19 protein-coding genes, 1 other RNA gene and 1 pseudogene are annotated in these 17264 nt (G+C 38.0%); 15 read left to right on the top strand and 6 right to left on the bottom strand.

The window, feature by feature from the left end; translation table 11 throughout:
- The first annotated feature begins 121 nt into the window (after nucleotides 1-121).
- The 8 genes from ssrS (at nucleotide 122) to H4J50_RS12145 (ending at nucleotide 7036) form a co-directional block, all read left to right on the top strand.
- Nucleotides 122-303: non-coding RNA, 6S RNA (gene ssrS / locus H4J50_RS12180), on the top strand.
- 244 nt (nucleotides 304-547) lie between these two features.
- Nucleotides 548-1399 carry a glutamate racemase gene (gene murI, locus H4J50_RS12175; RefSeq protein ID WP_220466189.1) on the top strand — a complete coding sequence of 284 codons (852 nt, stop codon included), beginning with the start codon at nucleotides 548-550 and terminating at the stop codon, nucleotides 1397-1399.
- Nucleotides 1400-1669: 270 nt separating this feature from the next.
- Nucleotides 1670-2857: a methionine adenosyltransferase gene (gene metK / locus H4J50_RS12170; protein ID WP_108455403.1), complete on the top strand. Its 1188-nt coding sequence runs from the start codon at nucleotides 1670-1672 to the stop codon at nucleotides 2855-2857.
- Between the two features lie 262 nt (nucleotides 2858-3119).
- A complete protein-coding gene (gene rsmE, locus H4J50_RS12165; RefSeq protein ID WP_182256724.1) occupies nucleotides 3120-3866 on the top strand; it encodes a 16S rRNA (uracil(1498)-N(3))-methyltransferase in 747 nt (248 codons plus the stop codon).
- A gap of 131 nt (nucleotides 3867-3997) precedes the next feature.
- Nucleotides 3998-4951, top strand: coding sequence for a glutathione synthase (gshB, locus tag H4J50_RS12160; RefSeq protein WP_108455401.1), 954 nt, complete (start codon nucleotides 3998-4000; stop codon nucleotides 4949-4951).
- 73 nt (nucleotides 4952-5024) lie between these two features.
- Nucleotides 5025-5579 (top strand): YqgE/AlgH family protein, encoded by a 555-nt coding sequence (locus H4J50_RS12155; RefSeq protein WP_108455400.1) that lies wholly within the window; start codon nucleotides 5025-5027, stop codon nucleotides 5577-5579.
- A complete protein-coding gene (ruvX, locus tag H4J50_RS12150) occupies nucleotides 5579-6016 on the top strand; it encodes a Holliday junction resolvase RuvX (RefSeq protein WP_108455399.1) in 438 nt (145 codons plus the stop codon). Before H4J50_RS12155 ends, ruvX begins: the two co-directional genes overlap by 1 nt.
- An 87-nt stretch (nucleotides 6017-6103) precedes the next feature.
- Nucleotides 6104-7036, top strand: coding sequence for an AEC family transporter (locus H4J50_RS12145; RefSeq protein WP_182256722.1), 933 nt, complete (start codon nucleotides 6104-6106; stop codon nucleotides 7034-7036).
- A 16-nt stretch (nucleotides 7037-7052) separates the two neighbouring features.
- On the opposite strand, the gene H4J50_RS12140 is transcribed toward H4J50_RS12145, so the two are convergent.
- The 4 genes and pseudogenes from H4J50_RS12140 to H4J50_RS12125 all read right to left on the bottom strand — a co-directional run bounded on the left by H4J50_RS12140 (nucleotide 7053) and on the right by H4J50_RS12125 (nucleotide 10561).
- Entirely contained in the window at nucleotides 7053-7598 is a 546-nt protein-coding gene (locus tag H4J50_RS12140) for a DsrE family protein (RefSeq protein WP_182256720.1), read from the bottom strand.
- Between the two features lie 75 nt (nucleotides 7599-7673).
- Nucleotides 7674-7913: pseudogene (locus H4J50_RS12135) on the bottom strand (EAL domain-containing protein); the annotation flags it as partial.
- A gap of 451 nt (nucleotides 7914-8364) precedes the next feature.
- Nucleotides 8365-9492: a PilT/PilU family type 4a pilus ATPase gene (locus H4J50_RS12130; RefSeq protein ID WP_108455395.1), complete on the bottom strand. Its 1128-nt coding sequence runs from the start codon at nucleotides 9490-9492 to the stop codon at nucleotides 8365-8367.
- A gap of 25 nt (nucleotides 9493-9517) precedes the next feature.
- Complete coding sequence (locus H4J50_RS12125) at nucleotides 9518-10561, bottom strand: type IV pilus twitching motility protein PilT (protein WP_108455394.1); 1044 nt, start codon at nucleotides 10559-10561, stop codon at nucleotides 9518-9520.
- A 69-nt stretch (nucleotides 10562-10630) separates the two neighbouring features.
- Here H4J50_RS12125 and H4J50_RS12120 point away from each other — a divergent pair, with 69 nt between their 5' ends.
- The 4 genes from H4J50_RS12120 to H4J50_RS12105 all read left to right on the top strand — a co-directional run bounded on the left by H4J50_RS12120 (nucleotide 10631) and on the right by H4J50_RS12105 (nucleotide 13407).
- Nucleotides 10631-11305 carry a YggS family pyridoxal phosphate-dependent enzyme gene (locus H4J50_RS12120; protein WP_108455393.1) on the top strand — a complete coding sequence of 225 codons (675 nt, stop codon included), beginning with the start codon at nucleotides 10631-10633 and terminating at the stop codon, nucleotides 11303-11305.
- A 136-nt stretch (nucleotides 11306-11441) separates the two neighbouring features.
- The gene (proC, locus tag H4J50_RS12115) at nucleotides 11442-12254 is read left to right on the top strand and encodes a pyrroline-5-carboxylate reductase (RefSeq protein ID WP_182256716.1); all 813 of its coding nucleotides are present in this window, start codon (nucleotides 11442-11444) and stop codon (nucleotides 12252-12254) included.
- A gap of 92 nt (nucleotides 12255-12346) precedes the next feature.
- Nucleotides 12347-12895, top strand: coding sequence for a YggT family protein (locus H4J50_RS12110; protein WP_108455391.1), 549 nt, complete (start codon nucleotides 12347-12349; stop codon nucleotides 12893-12895).
- 71 nt (nucleotides 12896-12966) lie between these two features.
- The gene (locus H4J50_RS12105) at nucleotides 12967-13407 is read left to right on the top strand and encodes a DUF4426 domain-containing protein (protein WP_108455390.1); all 441 of its coding nucleotides are present in this window, start codon (nucleotides 12967-12969) and stop codon (nucleotides 13405-13407) included.
- Between the two features lie 182 nt (nucleotides 13408-13589).
- Here the strand turns inward: H4J50_RS12105 and H4J50_RS12100 are convergent, their stop codons facing one another.
- Nucleotides 13590-14483 (bottom strand): EamA family transporter, encoded by an 894-nt coding sequence (locus tag H4J50_RS12100; RefSeq protein WP_182256714.1) that lies wholly within the window; start codon nucleotides 14481-14483, stop codon nucleotides 13590-13592.
- A gap of 104 nt (nucleotides 14484-14587) precedes the next feature.
- Between H4J50_RS12100 and H4J50_RS12095 the strand changes: the two genes are divergently transcribed.
- From H4J50_RS12095 to tadA, 3 genes are read left to right on the top strand one after another with little or no spacing between them, the layout of a single operon-like run.
- Nucleotides 14588-15190, top strand: coding sequence for an XTP/dITP diphosphatase (locus H4J50_RS12095; RefSeq protein ID WP_310733269.1), 603 nt, complete (start codon nucleotides 14588-14590; stop codon nucleotides 15188-15190).
- Nucleotides 15191-16336: a radical SAM family heme chaperone HemW gene (gene hemW / locus H4J50_RS12090; RefSeq protein WP_182256711.1), complete on the top strand. Its 1146-nt coding sequence runs from the start codon at nucleotides 15191-15193 to the stop codon at nucleotides 16334-16336.
- A gap of 3 nt (nucleotides 16337-16339) precedes the next feature.
- Entirely contained in the window at nucleotides 16340-16918 is a 579-nt protein-coding gene (gene tadA, locus H4J50_RS12085) for a tRNA adenosine(34) deaminase TadA (RefSeq protein ID WP_182256709.1), read from the top strand.
- Nucleotides 16919-16955: 37 nt separating this feature from the next.
- On the opposite strand, the gene H4J50_RS12080 is transcribed toward tadA, so the two are convergent.
- A partial coding sequence (locus H4J50_RS12080; protein WP_182256707.1) for a hypothetical protein occupies nucleotides 16956-17264 on the bottom strand: 309 nt, incomplete at its 5' end.

The raw sequence follows: 17264 nt of genomic DNA, 5'->3' as shown, positions 1-17264 counted from the left end.
GCCATTTTTTAACTAAAGCCTTTTCGATTAAAGAAACTTCAATTTGTTCAAGCATTAAGCAGTCAGGTCTTACAAGTGATAAAAGACTTAATTCGGCTGACAATTTTAGTTATAATAGCCACGACTTCTGGGGTGTTTGTGTGTGAACTATGTCCCTGAGCCGATAAGTTTTACCTAAGGATGTTGATTATTAGCTATTGTGCAAGCCCGGCTCGTATCGGGAAGCCTACGGTTGAAATGATATGTCCGCCCTGAACACCCGGTGTTCAGGACAAATGTGAACCGCGGCACCTTGGAAGTCACTACCTCTTTATTTTTACCTTTCTAAAGCTATAGTTTTTCTTATCATCTACAATATAACTTTGATTTTAAGCACTTTAGTTTATTTCAATTTATTAGCATTAAACAATTTAAGCAGACTGAATAAGTTATAATTTGTGCTAAACGACAAATCATAACGCTCTCAAAATATGTATAGACCTGATTTACCTGTTGATAATATACTTGTTAGCATTATCAATACCTTTACCTAAGCTGTGCTTACTAAATGCCCAAGCAAATTAAAACAGATATAAAAGCGAGTGCAACATTGAAAAGTAAGCCACAAACAACTAATACTGATCCTATTGCGATATTTGACTCTGGCGTTGGCGGCTTATCTATAGCTCAATGTATAAATCATCGCTTACCTAATGAAAATTTACTTTATGTTGCCGATACTTTACATGCCCCCTATGGCGATAAAACAGCTGAATTTATTCAACAGCGTGTAAATGAAATTGCTTACTGGTTTATTGAACGCAATGCTAAGGCGATTGTTGTTGCTTGCAATACTGCGACCGTAAACGCTATCGATCAACTACGTAAAAACATTTCCATTCCTGTTATCGGTGTTGAGCCGGCCATTAAACCTGCGGTAAATCTAAGCAAGAATAAAAAAGTGGCAATTTTAGTGACTAAAGCAACCGCTGAAAATCAGCGCTTTTTAACTTTAGTGGCGCAATACAGTCATAACAGCGAAGTTATTATTCAACCCTGCCCTGGCTTAGTTGAAGTTATTGAACAAGATAAGAAAAACTCACCTGAGTGTGAATTATTACTCAGTAAATATCTGCAACCATTGCTAGATAAAGGAGTCGACACTATTGTGCTCGGTTGTACTCATTATCCTTTGGTTAAAGGCATCATTAATAAAATATGTGGTGCAAACGTCATTATAATGGAAACCGCATTACCTGTTACCGAGCAATTACAGCGACAATTAGCCCTGCATAACCTTATTAACCCAAGCGATAAGATAGGCACAACCCGTTTTTACAGTTCAAAACACAGTGACATGCAACAAGCGCTTTTTACCCACATTTGGCAGCAATCATTGCAATTGAATAGCTATCCTTAACCCGATTGATAACACACCATATATTAGCTACTGATTTTAAAGACTAAAATCCCATCAACTGGCAAATAACCGTTACACTTATTTTAAAAGCAATAGCTTTATTAAGGACGTTTAGCCATCTAGGCGTAAATAATTCTAGGAATAAGTTTGTTTAACAGTTAGAATGTCGCCATTAAAGACTCATACCAATTTTACCGTTAGCACTAAGTAGCTCATTACAAAGTTAGGTTGGTATAAGATTGTTTTTCAGTTAATTTTTACAGAGGGTTTATGTCTACACACCTTTTTACTTCTGAGTCAGTGTCAGAAGGACATCCAGATAAAATAGCCGATCAAATTTCTGATGCGGTTTTAGATGCTATTATTGCTAAAGACAAGCACGCACGTGTTGCTTGTGAAACTATGGTAAAAACTGGTGTTGCTATTATTTCAGGTGAAGTTTCAACTACTGCCTGGGTTGATTTAGAACGTATTACCCGCGATGTTATTTCAGCAATTGGTTACACTTCTTCAGACGTAGGCTTTGATGGCGAAACCTGTGGCATTATGAATTTAATTGGTCAACAATCACCAGAAATTGCTCAAGGTGTTGATCGCGTTAAGCCAGAAGACCAAGGTGCTGGTGATCAAGGTTTAATGTTTGGTTATGCAACCAACGAAACTGAAACATTAATGCCTGCGCCATTATACTACTCGCATCGTTTAGTTGAACGCCAAGCTGAAGCACGTAAGTCAGGTATATTGCCTTGGTTACGTCCAGATGCAAAAAGCCAAGTTACCTTTATATATGAAGATAACAAACCGGTAGCGATTGATACGGTTGTTTTGTCTACACAACACAACCCAGACATCAAACAACAAGATTTACATGATGCGGTAATGGAAAACATCATTAAGCATGTGTTACCTGCAGAATTGTTAACTAAAGACACTAAATACCATATCAACCCTACTGGCCGTTTTGTTATTGGTGGCCCGGTTGGTGATTGTGGCTTAACAGGTCGTAAAATTATTGTTGATACCTATGGCGGCATGGCTCGTCATGGTGGTGGTGCATTCTCAGGTAAAGATCCATCAAAAGTTGATCGCAGCGCGGCTTATGCAGGTCGTTATGTCGCTAAAAATATTGTTGCTGCTGGCTTGGCTGATCGTTGTGAGATTCAAATTTCTTACGCTATTGGTGTTGCTGAGCCAACGTCAATTTCAATTGATAGTTTTGGTACAGGCAAAGTATCTGAAGAGCGTTTAGTCGAACTAGTTCGTGAGCACTTTGACTTACGCCCTTACGGAATAACTAAAATGTTAGACCTTTTGCACCCTATGTATCAGCAAACAGCTGCTTATGGTCACTTTGGTCGCGAACCTTTTGAAATGACCGTTGGCGATGACACTTTCACAGCATTTAGCTGGGAAAAAACAGATAAAGCAGAAGCATTACGTTTGTCTGCTGGCATTTAATTTATAATGCTTGTTTAACAAAACCGCTCTTTGAGCGGTTTTTTGCTTTTAAGCTACGGTTAAAATAAATAATATACCCTATCAATTGAATTTAGCAGCAAACGCCCTTATCTACAGGCTAGGCTTAAAATACAGCCAAGACCAAAAATTTCAAAATAAGTATTGGCCTTACATCAATAATAGCCTTTACGATATTAGATAATGTAAACTCAACCAATTAAAGCTCTATTTAAAATTTAATTAGCGAAAATGGAACACCCTTATGCGTAACCCTCGTATTTACCAAGCACAAACATTTGAAGTAGGTCAAACCCAAGCATTAAACGAAGATGCATTTGGCCATATTGTGCGCGTGCTACGTCTTAAAAATGGTGACGACATTACATTATTTAATGGTATAGCTGAACAAGATGGTTATTTTGAGTATCAAGCCAAACTGACTAACGTTGGTAAAAAAAGTGCTGATGTAGAGGTTCTGGCTAAAAAGCTGGTTGAGAACGAATCACCACTGAATATACATTTAGCCCAAGGCATTTCTCGTGGCGATCGCATGGATTTCACTTTACAAAAGTCGGTAGAATTAGGCGTTAATACTATAACGCCAATTTTCACTGAACGTTGCGGTGTAAAACTTAGCGGTGAACGCTTAGAGAAAAAGCATCAACAATGGCAAAAAATAGTGATCAGTGCCTGTGAACAAAGTGGCCGTTGTACGGTCCCTATAGTGGCACCACCGATTTATTTAGACGATTGGTTACAGCAAGACAGTGAAGCATTAAAGCTTAATTTACACCCTAAAGCTCAGCATTCGATTATGAGTTTACCCATAGAGAATCAACGTGTGCGTTTGTTAATTGGGCCTGAGGGTGGACTAAATGACAGTGAAATAGCAAGTGCTAACAAAGCTGGCTTTCACGATGTTTTACTTGGTCCAAGAGTACTGAGAACTGAAACAGCCGCCCTAACCGCAATTACAGCATTACAATGCCGTTATGGTGATTTACATTAGCTATTCGATAGTTATTAGTGAATTATATTTTAGTTATTAATGATTTATCAGTAAATTTACATTCATTTAAATTGGCATATTGCATTCCAACAATGCGATAGCATTTATTAACAATACAATTAGGAAAAAACATGAGCATAAAAATTGGCGTAGTTATGGACCCTATTTCCGAGGTCAAAGTAAAAAAAGACTCTTCAATGGCAATGATGCTTGAAGCGCAAGCGCGCGGTTATGAAATTTATTATATGGAGATGCAAGATCTCTATTTAGAACAAGGTGTTTGTCGAGCTACAGCAGCAAAAGTAAAAGTATTTGATGATACTGAACATTGGTATGAATTAGACGAACGTGAAGATATCAACGTAGCTGACTTAGACGCCGTATTAATGCGTAAAGATCCGCCTTTTGATACCGAGTTTATCTACGCTACCTACATGCTAGAGCGTGCTGAAGTTGCCGGTACTTTAATTGTTAACAAGCCACAAAGTTTACGTGATTGTAACGAAAAGCTATTTACCGCTTGGTTTCCCGAGCTAACGCCAAAAACATTGGTTACACGTAATAATCAAAAAATCAGAGAGTTTCACAAAGAAAACAAAGATATTATTATTAAGCCATTAGATGGTATGGGCGGCTCATCTATTTTCCGTATCGGTGAAAACGATCCTAACGTTGGTGTAATTCTTGAAACTTTAACAGCACATTCAACACAATATGCTATGGTTCAAGAGTACCTACCAGAAATTGTTGATGGTGATAAACGTATATTAATCGTGAATGGCGAACCAATGCCTTATTGTTTAGCCCGTATTCCTGCACAAGGAGAAACTCGTGGTAATTTAGCCGCTGGTGGTCGTGGTGTAGCAAGGCCATTAAGTGCCAGCGATAAATTTATTGCAGAAACTATTGCACCAGAATTGAAAAAACGCGGCTTATTTTTTGTTGGCTTAGATGTTATTGGCGACAAGGTCACTGAAATCAATGTTACTAGCCCAACCTGTATTCGCGAAATTGAAGCAGCATACCCAATAAACATTAGCGGAAAATTAATGGATGCCATCGAGCAAAACATTAAAAAGCGCTAAGTAACTCTGTTTGAGAACTACGCTATAGAAAGCTATTTTTAGCGTATTTCTCCTCAATTATTAAGGTATATGTATGGACAGTTTTGAAAATCAACTTTTGATTGCTATGCCCAGCTTAGACGACTCGTATTTTAATAAAACGGTGACTTATATCTGTGAGCATAATGCTGAAGGGGCAATGGGTTTGATCATAAACCTGCCCATTAATGTCACTTTGAACGAATTACTAACCCAAATTGACGAAGACAAAACTGACGCGCCTGAACTTGATCAACAAGTATTAACGGGTGGCCCTGTTTCGCAAGACCGTGGTTTTGTTTTACACAGCACACAAGCGGGTTGGAATAGCTCTTTAGCGCTTAGTGAAGACGTTATGATTACTACGTCAAAAGATATTTTAATGGCGCTAGGTACAGCAGGTGCGCCCGCTAAGTATATGGTAACATTAGGTTATGCAGGCTGGGGACCCGGTCAATTAGAAGAAGAAATAAAAGCTAACTCTTGGCTTTTAACGCCAGCAGATGGCGATATCTTATTTAATACTCCCATTGAGCAACGCTGGAAAAAAGCCACGGAAAAACTGGGTATTGATATGGCACATTTATCCAATGAAGTTGGGCATGCATAATGGCAAGTAAGGCAGTGGTTGGCGAGCGAACTATACTCGGCTTTGATTTTGGTAAAAAGTATATTGGTGTGGCTGTTGGCCAAGAAATAACAGGCTCAGCTTCGCCTTTAGGCTCTGTGAAAGCGCGTGATGGTATTCCTGATTGGGAAGGCATGACCAAGTATATTAAAGAATGGCAACCCGACTTTATTGTCGTTGGTTTACCATTAAATATGGACGGTAGTGAGCAGCAACTAACTCACGATGCTAAAAAATTTGGTAACCGTGTTTCAGGGCGCTTTGGTCTGAAGGTTGAATTTCAAGATGAGCGTTTAACAACCGCTACGGCTAAAGAAGCGCTTTTTGAACAAGGCGGTTATCGTAATCTTAAAAAAGATAATATCGATGCCGAATCAGCAAAATTAATTATAGAAAGCTACTTTGAAAATCAATATTAACGCCCACCTTGTAACGCTTAATTTATTCGTATTACCACTAACTTATCATTCGTTGTTGATTAATTCAGCTTCTAACGTGGCTAATTAATGGATACTTTTACACTTATTAGTCCATTGATTATTGTAGGTCTTGTCGGTTTTTTATTGGCTAAGTTTAACTGGCTTAATAAAGCACAGGTTGAAGCAATAACCAAGTTTGCCTTTAACATCGCTATTCCCGCATTTTTATTCCAACAGTTAGCTAATGCTGATATGAGCAATATAGATTTAAATATTTATAGTGCTTTTTATTTACCATTGTTAGTGGTTTATGGCATAGCTTGGGCAATAAATTATTATTTTCATAAAGATTTAAATCATGATCTACCTGCATCCGCGGTTTATGCTTTCGGCGCAGGTTATTCAAACAACGTTATTGTCGGTATGCCAATCGCTTTAATGGTTTTGGGCGAGCAAGTATTACCGACCATATTTTTAGTTGTGAGCTTACACAGTGCGCTATTAATTGCTACCACGAGCTTACTCGCGGTTAACATTGCACAATTTAATTGGCGAATATTTTTAAAGCAGACTTTTTTAAACCCGTTATTAATCGCGATAATCGGCGGCTTTATGATTAATTTACTCGCAATTAAACTACCCATGGTTATAAACAGCAGCTTGCTCATGTTAGGAAAGCCGGCCATTACTTTGGCACTGTTTCTACTTGGCGCCTCATTGGCGTTTTATAAAATTCGTAGTGAAGTTAAATTCATTATTACTGCCAGTATTTTAAAACTGTTGTTGTTACCAAGCTTAATCTTTTTAACCAGTTTTTATATCTTCCAATTTCCAGTCATTACGACCATGACTTTAGTTATTTTGAGTGCAAGCCCTTTAGGGGTGAATGCCTATTTAATCTCTAAACAACATAACAAGCATCAAGAAACGGTTGCCGGCATTGTGGTTGTTACTACCGTAATATCTATGGTCTCTATCCCCTTGTGGATTTGGGGCTTATCGAACGTATTTAGTATATAAAAAAGTATTCAATACCTTAGAACGGATTAAGCGAATATCCCTTGTTTTGTAATACTGCATGCGCTGTCATGGCTGATAATGCCACTTGAACACCCGGCATGACCATATCATTGGTAATACCATGGTACGCTGCTGATTGGCCGCATAAGAATATGCTAACGTGGTTTTTCATGAGCGCTTGCACTAAATCATGATTGGCATTTTTTTGTTGATACTTCTCTTGATATAACGATGCTTTTAGCAAGTCAAAGCCTGCCTTACCATGTACAACAGCCGCTAAATTAATATTCTCTAGCGGCACGCCATTAGCCACATGCATATTAATAAAACGTGCTAGCGTTTCAATACTTCCATTTACTTTACCGACACTACCTTGATCGCCAAGATCAAACGCAACTTTAAAAACACTGTTTTTATCAAGTTTGAGATCTTGCTGAACTTTCGCATGTTTACCGTAGTTTTTTATGACTGGCCCTGCCATAAATGTATCAGTATTTGCTGTGGCCGATGCTACACACAAAAGAGCGAAAATAAGGGTACTGAAACGAATTATAGTTAACATTTAACTGTCCTATTGGTTTATGTATTTCCCTGAAAAAACACAGGCAAATTAAGTTATATTATATTGAATAATACATTATATTTTTGGTGAGTTTTCCAATAAATATTCCTTTACTAAACCTGACGCTAAAGGCCTTGAAAAGTGAGAACCTTGTAGCATCTCAATGTCTAGTGCTGATAGTTTATTGGCTTGCTCTTTGGTTTCAACTCCCTGAGCTACAACATCATAATTAAGCTTAACTGTCATATGTTTTACCGTTTCAATAATGGCCATGTCAGTTGTATCTTGCATGTTTACAAAGGGACGATCAATTTTTAAGGTATTAGCGGCTAAACTTTAAATAATCGATAATGATGAAATTTCATCGTATAACTGCAATACAGGGTCATTTACACTGGCTGAGGATTGTGGCTCATAATTCAATGATTGCCAGTTTACTGCTGCGATGCACGATTGTTGTAATGTCCAAGTGCCTATATAAATTATTAATCCATACTGCTCTGCAATAGGAATAAATTTATCTGGTGGTATATTTTAGCTATCAAAATACCAAAGAAGTAAGGCTTCAAAAGCAACGATTTTGTGAGACTTAGACGCGACGATAGGCTGATAAACTAAGCGAAGTTAATTAAAAGGATGAAGGGCTTAATAGTTATCACCATTTGGTCGATGATATGAAGAATACAGTTGGATAATAAATAGTAGGATGAAATATATGCTACTTCATCCTACTAACACACTATATTAATAAAAAACGTTATAAAAATTAATCTTCTTTCGGCGCTAGACCATCAATAGTGACACCTGACAATGAACCAGTTCCACCTTGATCATTACTGCGTAATTTAATCATTAAGCGTAAATCGTTTGGTGAGTCGGCATGATGCAGTGCATCAGCGTAGTTAATTAGCCCTTGTTGATATAAATTAAAGAGTGCTTGGTCAAATGTTTGCATACCTTGATCGGTAGATTTTTCCATCACTTCTTTAATACTACCCACATCACCTTTTTTAATTAATTCGGCAACATATGGAGAGTTTAATAACACTTCAATAGCAGCTAAACGACCATTACCATCGCGGGTTGGAATAAGCTGTTGGGCAATAATGCCGCGCAGGTTCAACGCAAGGTCAAACAATAACTTACCATGCTGTTCAGCAGGTACTAAATGCATAATACGATCAATTGCTTGGTTTGCATTGTTAGCATGCAAGGTCGCAATACATAGATGACCCGTTTCTGCGAAACTTAACGCGTGCTCCATGGTTTCTTGATTACGAATTTCACCAATTAGAATAACGTCTGGTGCTTGGCGTAAAGAGCTTTTAAGTGCCGCGCCAAAGCTTTCTGTATCAAGGCCAACTTCACGTTGTGTAACCATACATTTTCGGTGTTCATGAACAAACTCAACCGGATCTTCTATAGTTAAAATATGACCACGAGAGTTTTTATTTCGATAACCAATTAACGCAGCCATCGAAGTAGACTTACCCGTACCCGTACCACCCACAAATAGTACTAAACCACGCTTTGACATAACCACGTCTTTCAATACTGAAGGTAAGCCTAATTCATCGGCATCTGGAATTTCGGTAACAATGCGGCGAATAACCATACCAGCCATGTCTCGTTGCCAAAACGCCGATATACGAAATCGTCCTATATCGTCAATTGAAATTGCAAAGTTACATTCTTTTTCTTCATCAAATGCAGTTTTTTGCTTTTCTGACATGGCGTCATGAACCAAACCTAAAGATTCAGAGGCCGATAAAATATGATCGTCAATAGGAACAAGTTCCCCATTAACTTTTGCGCTTACAGCTAATTTAGCGGTAACAAACATATCTGATGCGCCGTGCTGCACCATTTTTTGTAATAAATCATGAAAACTCATTGAATTACCCTTTATAGATCAGAGACTAATAACCAGTAAATTGGTTTTTGTCTTGTGCTTTATCCATGGCATCTTGTCTGGTGATCATGCCGCGGTTGATCAGGTTTTGTAAACATTGATCCATTGTTTGCATGCCATGAGACATACCGGTTTGAATCGCTGAGTACATTTGCGCAATTTTATCTTCACGAATAAGGTTACGAATTGCCGGTACACCCATCATTATTTCGTGTGAAGCAACACGACCGCCACCCACTTTTTTAACTAACGTTTGTGAGATTACCGCGCGTAGTGATTCAGAAAGCATTGAACGCACCATAGCTTTTTCTTCACCCGGAAACACATCAATAATACGGTCAATGGTTTTAGGTGCAGAAGTTGTATGCAAGGTGCCAAACACTAAATGGCCGGTTTCAGCTGCGGTCATCGCTAAACGTATGGTTTCTAAATCACGCATTTCACCAACTAAAATTACATCGGGATCTTCACGTAATGCTGAGCGTAATGCCGCGCTAAAACTTAAGGTATCGCGATGAACTTCACGTTGGTTAATCAAACATGAATGGTTTTGATGAACAAATTCGATAGGATCTTCAATCGTTAAAATGTGATCATGTTTGGTTTTATTTATATGATCAACCATAGCCGCGAGCGTGGTTGACTTACCTGAACCCGTTGGTCCAGTAACAAGCACTAAACCACGAGGAAGCATAGATATATCTCTAAAAATATCAGGGCAACCTAAATCGTCTAATGATAAAATTTTACTTGGTATGGTACGAAATACGGCTGCAGGGCCACGGTTTTGATTAAATGCATTTACCCTGAAACGTGCTAAATTTGGCACTTCAAAAGAGAAATCGACCTCTAAATTTTCTTCATATTCTTTGCGTTGGCGATCATTCATAATATCATAGACCAAAGCGTTGACATCTTTTTCGTCAAATGCTGGTATATTTAGCTTACGTACGTCACCATCAACGCGAATTGACGGGGGTGTGCCGGTTGATAAATGTAAATCTGAAGCATTATTTTCAACACTAAATGCGAGTAATTCGGTAATATCCATACAAACCTCTGAGTTTAATTAATTATTAATTAACAACTGAATAAGTCATTGAGAACTGAAATAAACAATATGATTGCTATTAAAGATAATATTGCTGCTGTAGAACTGCAAATTTCTTCTGCTTGTCAGCTTGCCAATCGCAACGCTGATGAAGTTACTTTGCTTGCAGTTAGTAAAACTAAACCTATTGAAATGCTCGAGCAAGCCTATAATGCTGGGCAACGAAATTTTGGCGAAAGCTATGTGCAAGAAGCCGTTGAAAAAATTACCGCTTTGCAGAATAAAACTGATATTACGTGGCACTTTATTGGCCCAATTCAAACGAATAAAACCAAATTAATTGCCAGCCATTTTTCTTGGGTACATAGCATAGATAGAATTAAAGTTGCAAAACGCCTTAACGAGCATAGGTCTGGTCAAGATACCCCGCTAAACATTTGTTTACAAGTGAATATTAGTGGCGAATTAAGTAAATCTGGGGTTTTACCGCAAGAGCTTCCTGCGTTGCTTGATGTTATCGAAACATGCGATAACTTATGCCTACGCGGTTTGATGGCAATCCCAGAAAAAAATGCTTCTCAAGCAAGTTTTATCGAAATGCAAAATTTATTTTTGAAACTTCAAAAGCAATACCCAAGCATAGATACTTTATCAATGGGTATGTCTGCAGATTTGCAACTTGCTATTAATGCAGGCTCTACCTTAGTTCGCATTGGTTCAGCAATATTTGGTGCTAGAAGCTAAATAATTTAACTCAAAAAATAGTACAATGATGAAAATTAAGTACCCGCTAGCAATAGTGGCGGCTTTAACACAACAAAATTCTTATATTGAATGAAGAATTATATTCATTCAATCAGCAATATTTGATAGGAAACTTATGAAAAAAATAGCTTTTATTGGCGCAGGTAACATGAACGGTGCAATTATTTCGGGTTTAGTTAATGGCGGTTTTAACCCTGAACATATTATCGTATCGAACCCTTCTGCAGAAAAGCGTTTAGCACTGCAAGCAGCACACGGTATTAAGCAAACACAATGTAATATTGAAGCAACAACTTTTGCTGATGTCATCGTACTTGGCGTAAAACCTTACCTCATTGAAGAAGTTTGCCAGCACTTAGGCGAGAATATAGATATTACCAAAAAATGTTTTATTTCTGTTGCTGCAGGTTGCACCATTTCGCAAATAGAACAAGCGTTAGTTAAACCTTGTACTGTGATAAGAACGATGCCAAATACACCTTCACAACTCGGCTTTGGTGTATCTGGAATATATGCGAATGATCATACAAGTGAAGAAGAAAAAACATTTACTACCACACTAATGGAGTCTGTTGGCATCGTTAAATGGTTGGTATCTGAAGAGCAAATTGACCATATCATTGCCGTTTCTGGTTCCGCCCCTGCTTACTTCTTCTTGTTTATGGAAGCAATGCAAAAGCAAGCGATAGCATACGGGTTTAGTGAGCAAGACAGTCGTGAACTTGTGCAACAAACGGCATTGGGCGCTGCTAAAATGGTGATTGAAAACGAACAACCTATCGGCAAACTTCGTGAAAATGTAACGTCTAAAGGCGGTACAACCCAAGCAGCCTTAAACTCTTTAATTGAGGGTGGCTTGGAAAAACTGGTATCCAATGCTATGAATTGTGCCGTTGCGCGCGCTAAAGAAATGGCGAAAAACGGTTAATCATATTACTATCGATATATTTGCAGTGTTTTATATTTGAAAAACAAATAAAACACTGATTACCTTAATTTTTTATATTTTTGGAGTTTTAGATGGAAGCAATTAATTACTTGCTTAAATTTGCCTTTGACACCTTGTTGATGATTTTAGTGCTGCGCGTTTGGCTACAACTTGTTCGTGCTGATTTTTACAATCCACTTAGCCAGTTTATTGTAAAAGTAAGTAACCCTTTAGTTATCCCTTTACGCCGAATAATTCCGGGTGTTGGCGGTGTTGATCTAGCCACGATTGTTTTAGCTTATATTTTCGCGACCTTAACTTTTATCATTATTCCGCTACTCAATGGCGGCCCGATTGATATTATTTCAGCTTTATATTTAGGCTTAATTTACCTAATTAAACAAACAGGTATATTATTGTTTATCATCATGCTTGTTATGGCATTAATGAGCTGGGTAGTGCAAGGTTACAATCCAACTCAAATGATTTTCAATCAACTTACCGCACCAATTTTATCGCCTATTAGACGTATTATTCCCAGTATTGGCGGGCTTGATTTATCTGTACTTATCGCTTTTTTATTGTTGAATGTACTTAACATTTTGCTTGGCGGCTGGGTACCATATTGGTCAATGTTATAACAGTTAATTTACCCTGATACTCATCAGCAACTATACTTAACAATAACGACTTAAATGATAGGGACAACAACATGAAAATAATATTAAATAAGCTCATGTTAATATGCGCTTTGGCGTTAATTTTTACTACTTCGGTTAACGCTGAAAACATGAAAGAAATGGATGATATTAATGTCCATTATATTGCATTAGGTTCAACGTTTTTGACACCTGAAATTGCCAAAGCTTATGGCATTGAACGAAGCCGATATAAAGGATTAGTTAATATTGCTGTGCTCGATAACACGCAAGATGGCAATCCAGCAAAAACCGTAAATATTAACGGTAGAGCGCGCAATGACATAGGGCAAATTAAATCGTTAGATTTTATGGAAGTAAAAGAAGGCGATGCTGTTTATTATCTAGCGCAAGTTAGTTATAGCAATGAAGAAACCATTTACTTTGATATTATGATCACTGATAAAGGTAAGCAGCATAATTTAACTTTTTCGCAAAAATTTTATGTTGATTAGCTTAACCAAATAGTTAGCAGTAGAATGATAAATGGCACAATAAATATCACTGTGCCATTTTTGTATTTAAAATAGGCTAACTTAATTGCACCAACCTAGTATGATCTCACTTTATTTATATTTATGGGTGAAATTCAAGTCCAATTTCAAGCAATTACAAACCGACTCAAGCCATTTTAACCTTATGACTTCAAATATAATTTTCGATAAATTTTGCTGCCAAAGGTATTCACCAATAAGCCCAGCATCACAATCATAATGCCGAATATTTGCTGTTCTGACATTTGTTCTTCAAGTAAGAACGACGCTGACATTATACCGATTACCGGCACACCTAGCGTTAATGGAGCCACTTGCCCAGCAGGATAATGCGTTAATAAATAGCTCCACAAACTATAGCCAATAATAGATGCGGCAATCGCCAAATAAAATAAAACGGTAACACTTAACCAATTCAAGTTTTGTAGGCTATTTACTATGGCTACCTCTCCTTCTACCCAGTAACTGGTCACAAAAAACGGTACCATAGCTAGCCAAGACGACCAAACTACTAAACCAATATTCGCGCGATAGCCCCGTTGATTTATCATTCGATTAACAACATTACCTAAGCCCCACGCAATGGCTGCTGCAATGGTTAAACTAAACCCAAGCAGTGTCATACTATGTGCTTGACCAGAACTGCCAATGATATATAAACCACCTCCTGCTATGAGCATGGCCAGTACTTGACTATTTTTTACTTGTTCTTTTAATATGATTAACGAAAACAATAAAGTAAACACCGCTTGCGACTGCAATACTAAGGATGCAAGTCCCGCTGGCATACCAAACGCTAAAGCTGAAAATAGTAATGAAAATTGCCCAAAGCACAAGGTTAGTGCATAAAGTGCCATCCATCGCCAAGGTATATTAGGTTTAGCAACAAACATAGAGCCGAGTAAAGCGACTAATAAAAACCGTAAGCCCCCCATAAGTAAGGGCGGCATTGACTGAATGCCCCAAGCAATAATGACAAAATTAAAGCCCCAGATAAAAATAATAACTAAACCAATGAAGGTATCTTTTAACGACATAGTGCCTCTGCGTTTTATTTAATTAGTGCTTTGATGCTCCCTCTTTGTTGTAGATTAAGGTATTATGCGCGCCATTGTTATGATTAATTAATTCTAAGGTATTCGTGATGACCACCATCGTATTAGCGACCGGCAACCAAGGCAAAGTTAACGAGTTAGCCCGTTTGTTAGCGGCTCAAAATATTGAAATTAAACCCCAGAGTGAATTCAATGTAAGTGATGTTGCAGAAACGGGTACCACCTTTGTCGAAAACGCGATAATTAAAGCACGCCATGCAGCAAAATCTACGGGACTTGCAGCCATTGCCGATGATTCAGGCTTAGAGGTTGACGCATTAAATGGTGCACCAGGCGTTTATTCCGCACGTTATGCAGGTGAAAACGCCAGTGATGACGACAACACCAATAAGTTATTAAATGCACTAGCCGATGTTGCTGACGATCAGCGTTTTGCTCGTTTTCATTGCGTTTTGGTTTATATGCGTCATGAGAATGATCCAACACCACTTATTTGTCATGGTGTTTGGGAAGGTAGCATTACCAGAGAGAAAATAGGTCAACAAGGATTTGGTTACGATCCCGTATTTTGGCAAGCCGATCATAAAATGACATCAGCACAGTTACCACGTGATTTAAAAAACCAACTTAGCCATCGCGGCCAAGCGCTAGAAAAACTTATTCCTCAGCTTTTAGAAGTATTACGTTAAATGTTAATTGCACCACCACTTTCGTTATATATTCATATACCTTGGTGTGTTGAAAAATGCCCATATTGTGACTTTAATTCTCATGCATTAAAACATGCTATTCCTGAGCAAGACTATATTGCACAGTTACTGCTGGATTTAGACAGCGACATTGAGCGCTTTGCATTAAATGATAGGCCTTTACACTCAATTTTCATTGGTGGAGGTACACCCAGTTTATTTTCAGCACCTGCGATAGATCAACTATTAACCGAGGTATTACAACGTTTTGAGCATAAGGCTGATATAGAAATAACCTTAGAAGCTAATCCAGGTACGGTAGAAGCAGAAAAGTTTATAGGCTTTTTTAACGGCGGTGTTTCAAGATTATCCATTGGTGTTCAGAGTTTTGCTTCAGATAAGTTGATAAAGTTAGGCCGAATACATGATAGTGAACAAGCCAAAGTAGCGGCTAATTTAGCAAGTGAATGTGGCGTAAAAAGCTTTAACCTTGACTTAATGCACGGTTTGCCTGATCAAACGGTTGCCCATGCACTAGATGATTTAAAAACGGCTATACGTTTAAATCCTAGTCATATTTCTTGGTATCAATTAACTATTGAACCCAATACAGCGTTTCATTCACGGCCACCCAAATTGCCACAAGATGAAGTACTGTGGAATATTCAAGATCAAGGCATTGCTTTACTTAATGAAGCTGGATATCAGCAATATGAAATTTCAGCTTATAGTAAGCCGGAATTTCAATGCCAACATAATCTAAACTATTGGAAGTTTGGCGACTACCTCGGTATTGGTTGTGGTGCGCATGGTAAAATTACTGATGTGAATAAACAAACTGTTCACCGTACCGTAAAAGTGAAGCACCCTAAAGGTTATTTAGATACCAGTAGAAAAGCACTAGATAAACTGCATACGGTAAGCGCTGAAGAGTTACCTTTTGAGTACATGATGAACCGCTTACGTTTGTTTTCTGGCTTTTCACTTGATGAATATCAAGCGTTTACTGGCTTAAGTGTTGATACTGTTTTACCCACATTATTAATTGCTAAAGATAAAAACCTGATGGAGTTTGATGGCACACTTTGGTCTGTTAGCAAGCTTGGGCACAGATACCTCAACGATTTACTAGAAATGTTTTTATAACTCATGTTAAAAAAAAATCTCACAAACAAAATTAACATACAGCTCACAGATAAAGCCAACATTCCTACTGATGAATGCGATGTGCAAGACGCTTTTTCTGAAGAAGATAATCATTTTATGCGGCGAGCCATTGAACTGGCTAACCTTGCTGATAGCCATAATGAAATACCGGTTGGTGCTGTTGTTGTTTGTAATGGTGAGATTGTCGGCGAAGGCTATAATCAGTCGATTATGAATAATGACCCTTCTGCACATGCAGAAATGATGGCCATTCGCGATGCCGGTAAAAACTTACAAAACTATCGACTACTCGATTGTACATTGTACGTAACTCTTGAACCTTGCCCTATGTGTGCTGGTTTGTTGGTGCATAGCCGTATAAATCGCTTAATATTTTCCAGCAAAGATTTAAAAACGGGGGCCGCAGGCAGTGCATTTTCATTATTAAACCATGAAAAGCACAATCATCAGGTTCAAGTAAAGTCTGGACTTTTAGCTACAGAATGTAGCGATATGCTTTCAGCATTTTTTAAACGCAGAAGAGAAGAAAAAAAAGCGGAGAAACTCGCTAGAAAAAAATAAGCCAGATTTAAGAGATAACCCGATAAAATCCTACTATTTAAGATATGACAACGGATTGGCTAGCTAACCAAGATTTTGCCGACTCCACATCATAAAATTCGCGACGGTTTTGAAATTCAAACATTGCAGGTTGTTGATTTTTAGCCATGTCAGCGTAAATTTTTTGGTGATAAATAGCCGCCCAAGCAATACAGTTTTGTTTATTTAACCATAAGAAATAGTCGTTTGATATTTTGTGTGCCGCTGGTGTACTGCCTTCATAATTAGTGCAATTAAGTAAGACACTAAAGGCTTGGCCATTTAAGCTGTCAACCTTGGTTTGTATTTGTTTACAAGCCGACTTTGT

This window comes from Colwellia sp. 6M3 (assembly GCF_014077595.1).
GTDB lineage: Bacteria > Pseudomonadota > Gammaproteobacteria > Enterobacterales > Alteromonadaceae > Cognaticolwellia.
The sequence above is the reverse complement of the archived record's forward strand: the minus strand, read 5'-3'. Positions and strand labels throughout refer to the sequence as shown.

Coding starts and splice junctions, on each gene's coding strand:
- murI (WP_220466189.1), top strand. CDS start 548: ATGCCCAAGCAAATTAAAACAGATATAAAAGCGAGTGCAACATTGAAA.
- metK (WP_108455403.1), top strand. CDS start 1,670: ATGTCTACACACCTTTTTACTTCTGAGTCAGTGTCAGAAGGACATCCA.
- rsmE (WP_182256724.1), top strand. CDS start 3,120: ATGCGTAACCCTCGTATTTACCAAGCACAAACATTTGAAGTAGGTCAA.
- gshB (WP_108455401.1), top strand. CDS start 3,998: ATGAGCATAAAAATTGGCGTAGTTATGGACCCTATTTCCGAGGTCAAA.
- H4J50_RS12155 (WP_108455400.1), top strand. CDS start 5,025: ATGGACAGTTTTGAAAATCAACTTTTGATTGCTATGCCCAGCTTAGAC.
- ruvX (WP_108455399.1), top strand. CDS start 5,579: ATGGCAAGTAAGGCAGTGGTTGGCGAGCGAACTATACTCGGCTTTGAT.
- H4J50_RS12145 (WP_182256722.1), top strand. CDS start 6,104: ATGGATACTTTTACACTTATTAGTCCATTGATTATTGTAGGTCTTGTC.
- H4J50_RS12140 (WP_182256720.1), bottom strand. CDS start 7,598: ATGTTAACTATAATTCGTTTCAGTACCCTTATTTTCGCTCTTTTGTGT.
- H4J50_RS12130 (WP_108455395.1), bottom strand. CDS start 9,492: ATGAGTTTTCATGATTTATTACAAAAAATGGTGCAGCACGGCGCATCA.
- H4J50_RS12125 (WP_108455394.1), bottom strand. CDS start 10,561: ATGGATATTACCGAATTACTCGCATTTAGTGTTGAAAATAATGCTTCA.
- H4J50_RS12120 (WP_108455393.1), top strand. CDS start 10,631: ATGATTGCTATTAAAGATAATATTGCTGCTGTAGAACTGCAAATTTCT.
- proC (WP_182256716.1), top strand. CDS start 11,442: ATGAAAAAAATAGCTTTTATTGGCGCAGGTAACATGAACGGTGCAATT.
- H4J50_RS12110 (WP_108455391.1), top strand. CDS start 12,347: ATGGAAGCAATTAATTACTTGCTTAAATTTGCCTTTGACACCTTGTTG.
- H4J50_RS12105 (WP_108455390.1), top strand. CDS start 12,967: ATGAAAATAATATTAAATAAGCTCATGTTAATATGCGCTTTGGCGTTA.
- H4J50_RS12100 (WP_182256714.1), bottom strand. CDS start 14,483: ATGTCGTTAAAAGATACCTTCATTGGTTTAGTTATTATTTTTATCTGG.
- hemW (WP_182256711.1), top strand. CDS start 15,191: ATGTTAATTGCACCACCACTTTCGTTATATATTCATATACCTTGGTGT.
- tadA (WP_182256709.1), top strand. CDS start 16,340: ATGTTAAAAAAAAATCTCACAAACAAAATTAACATACAGCTCACAGAT.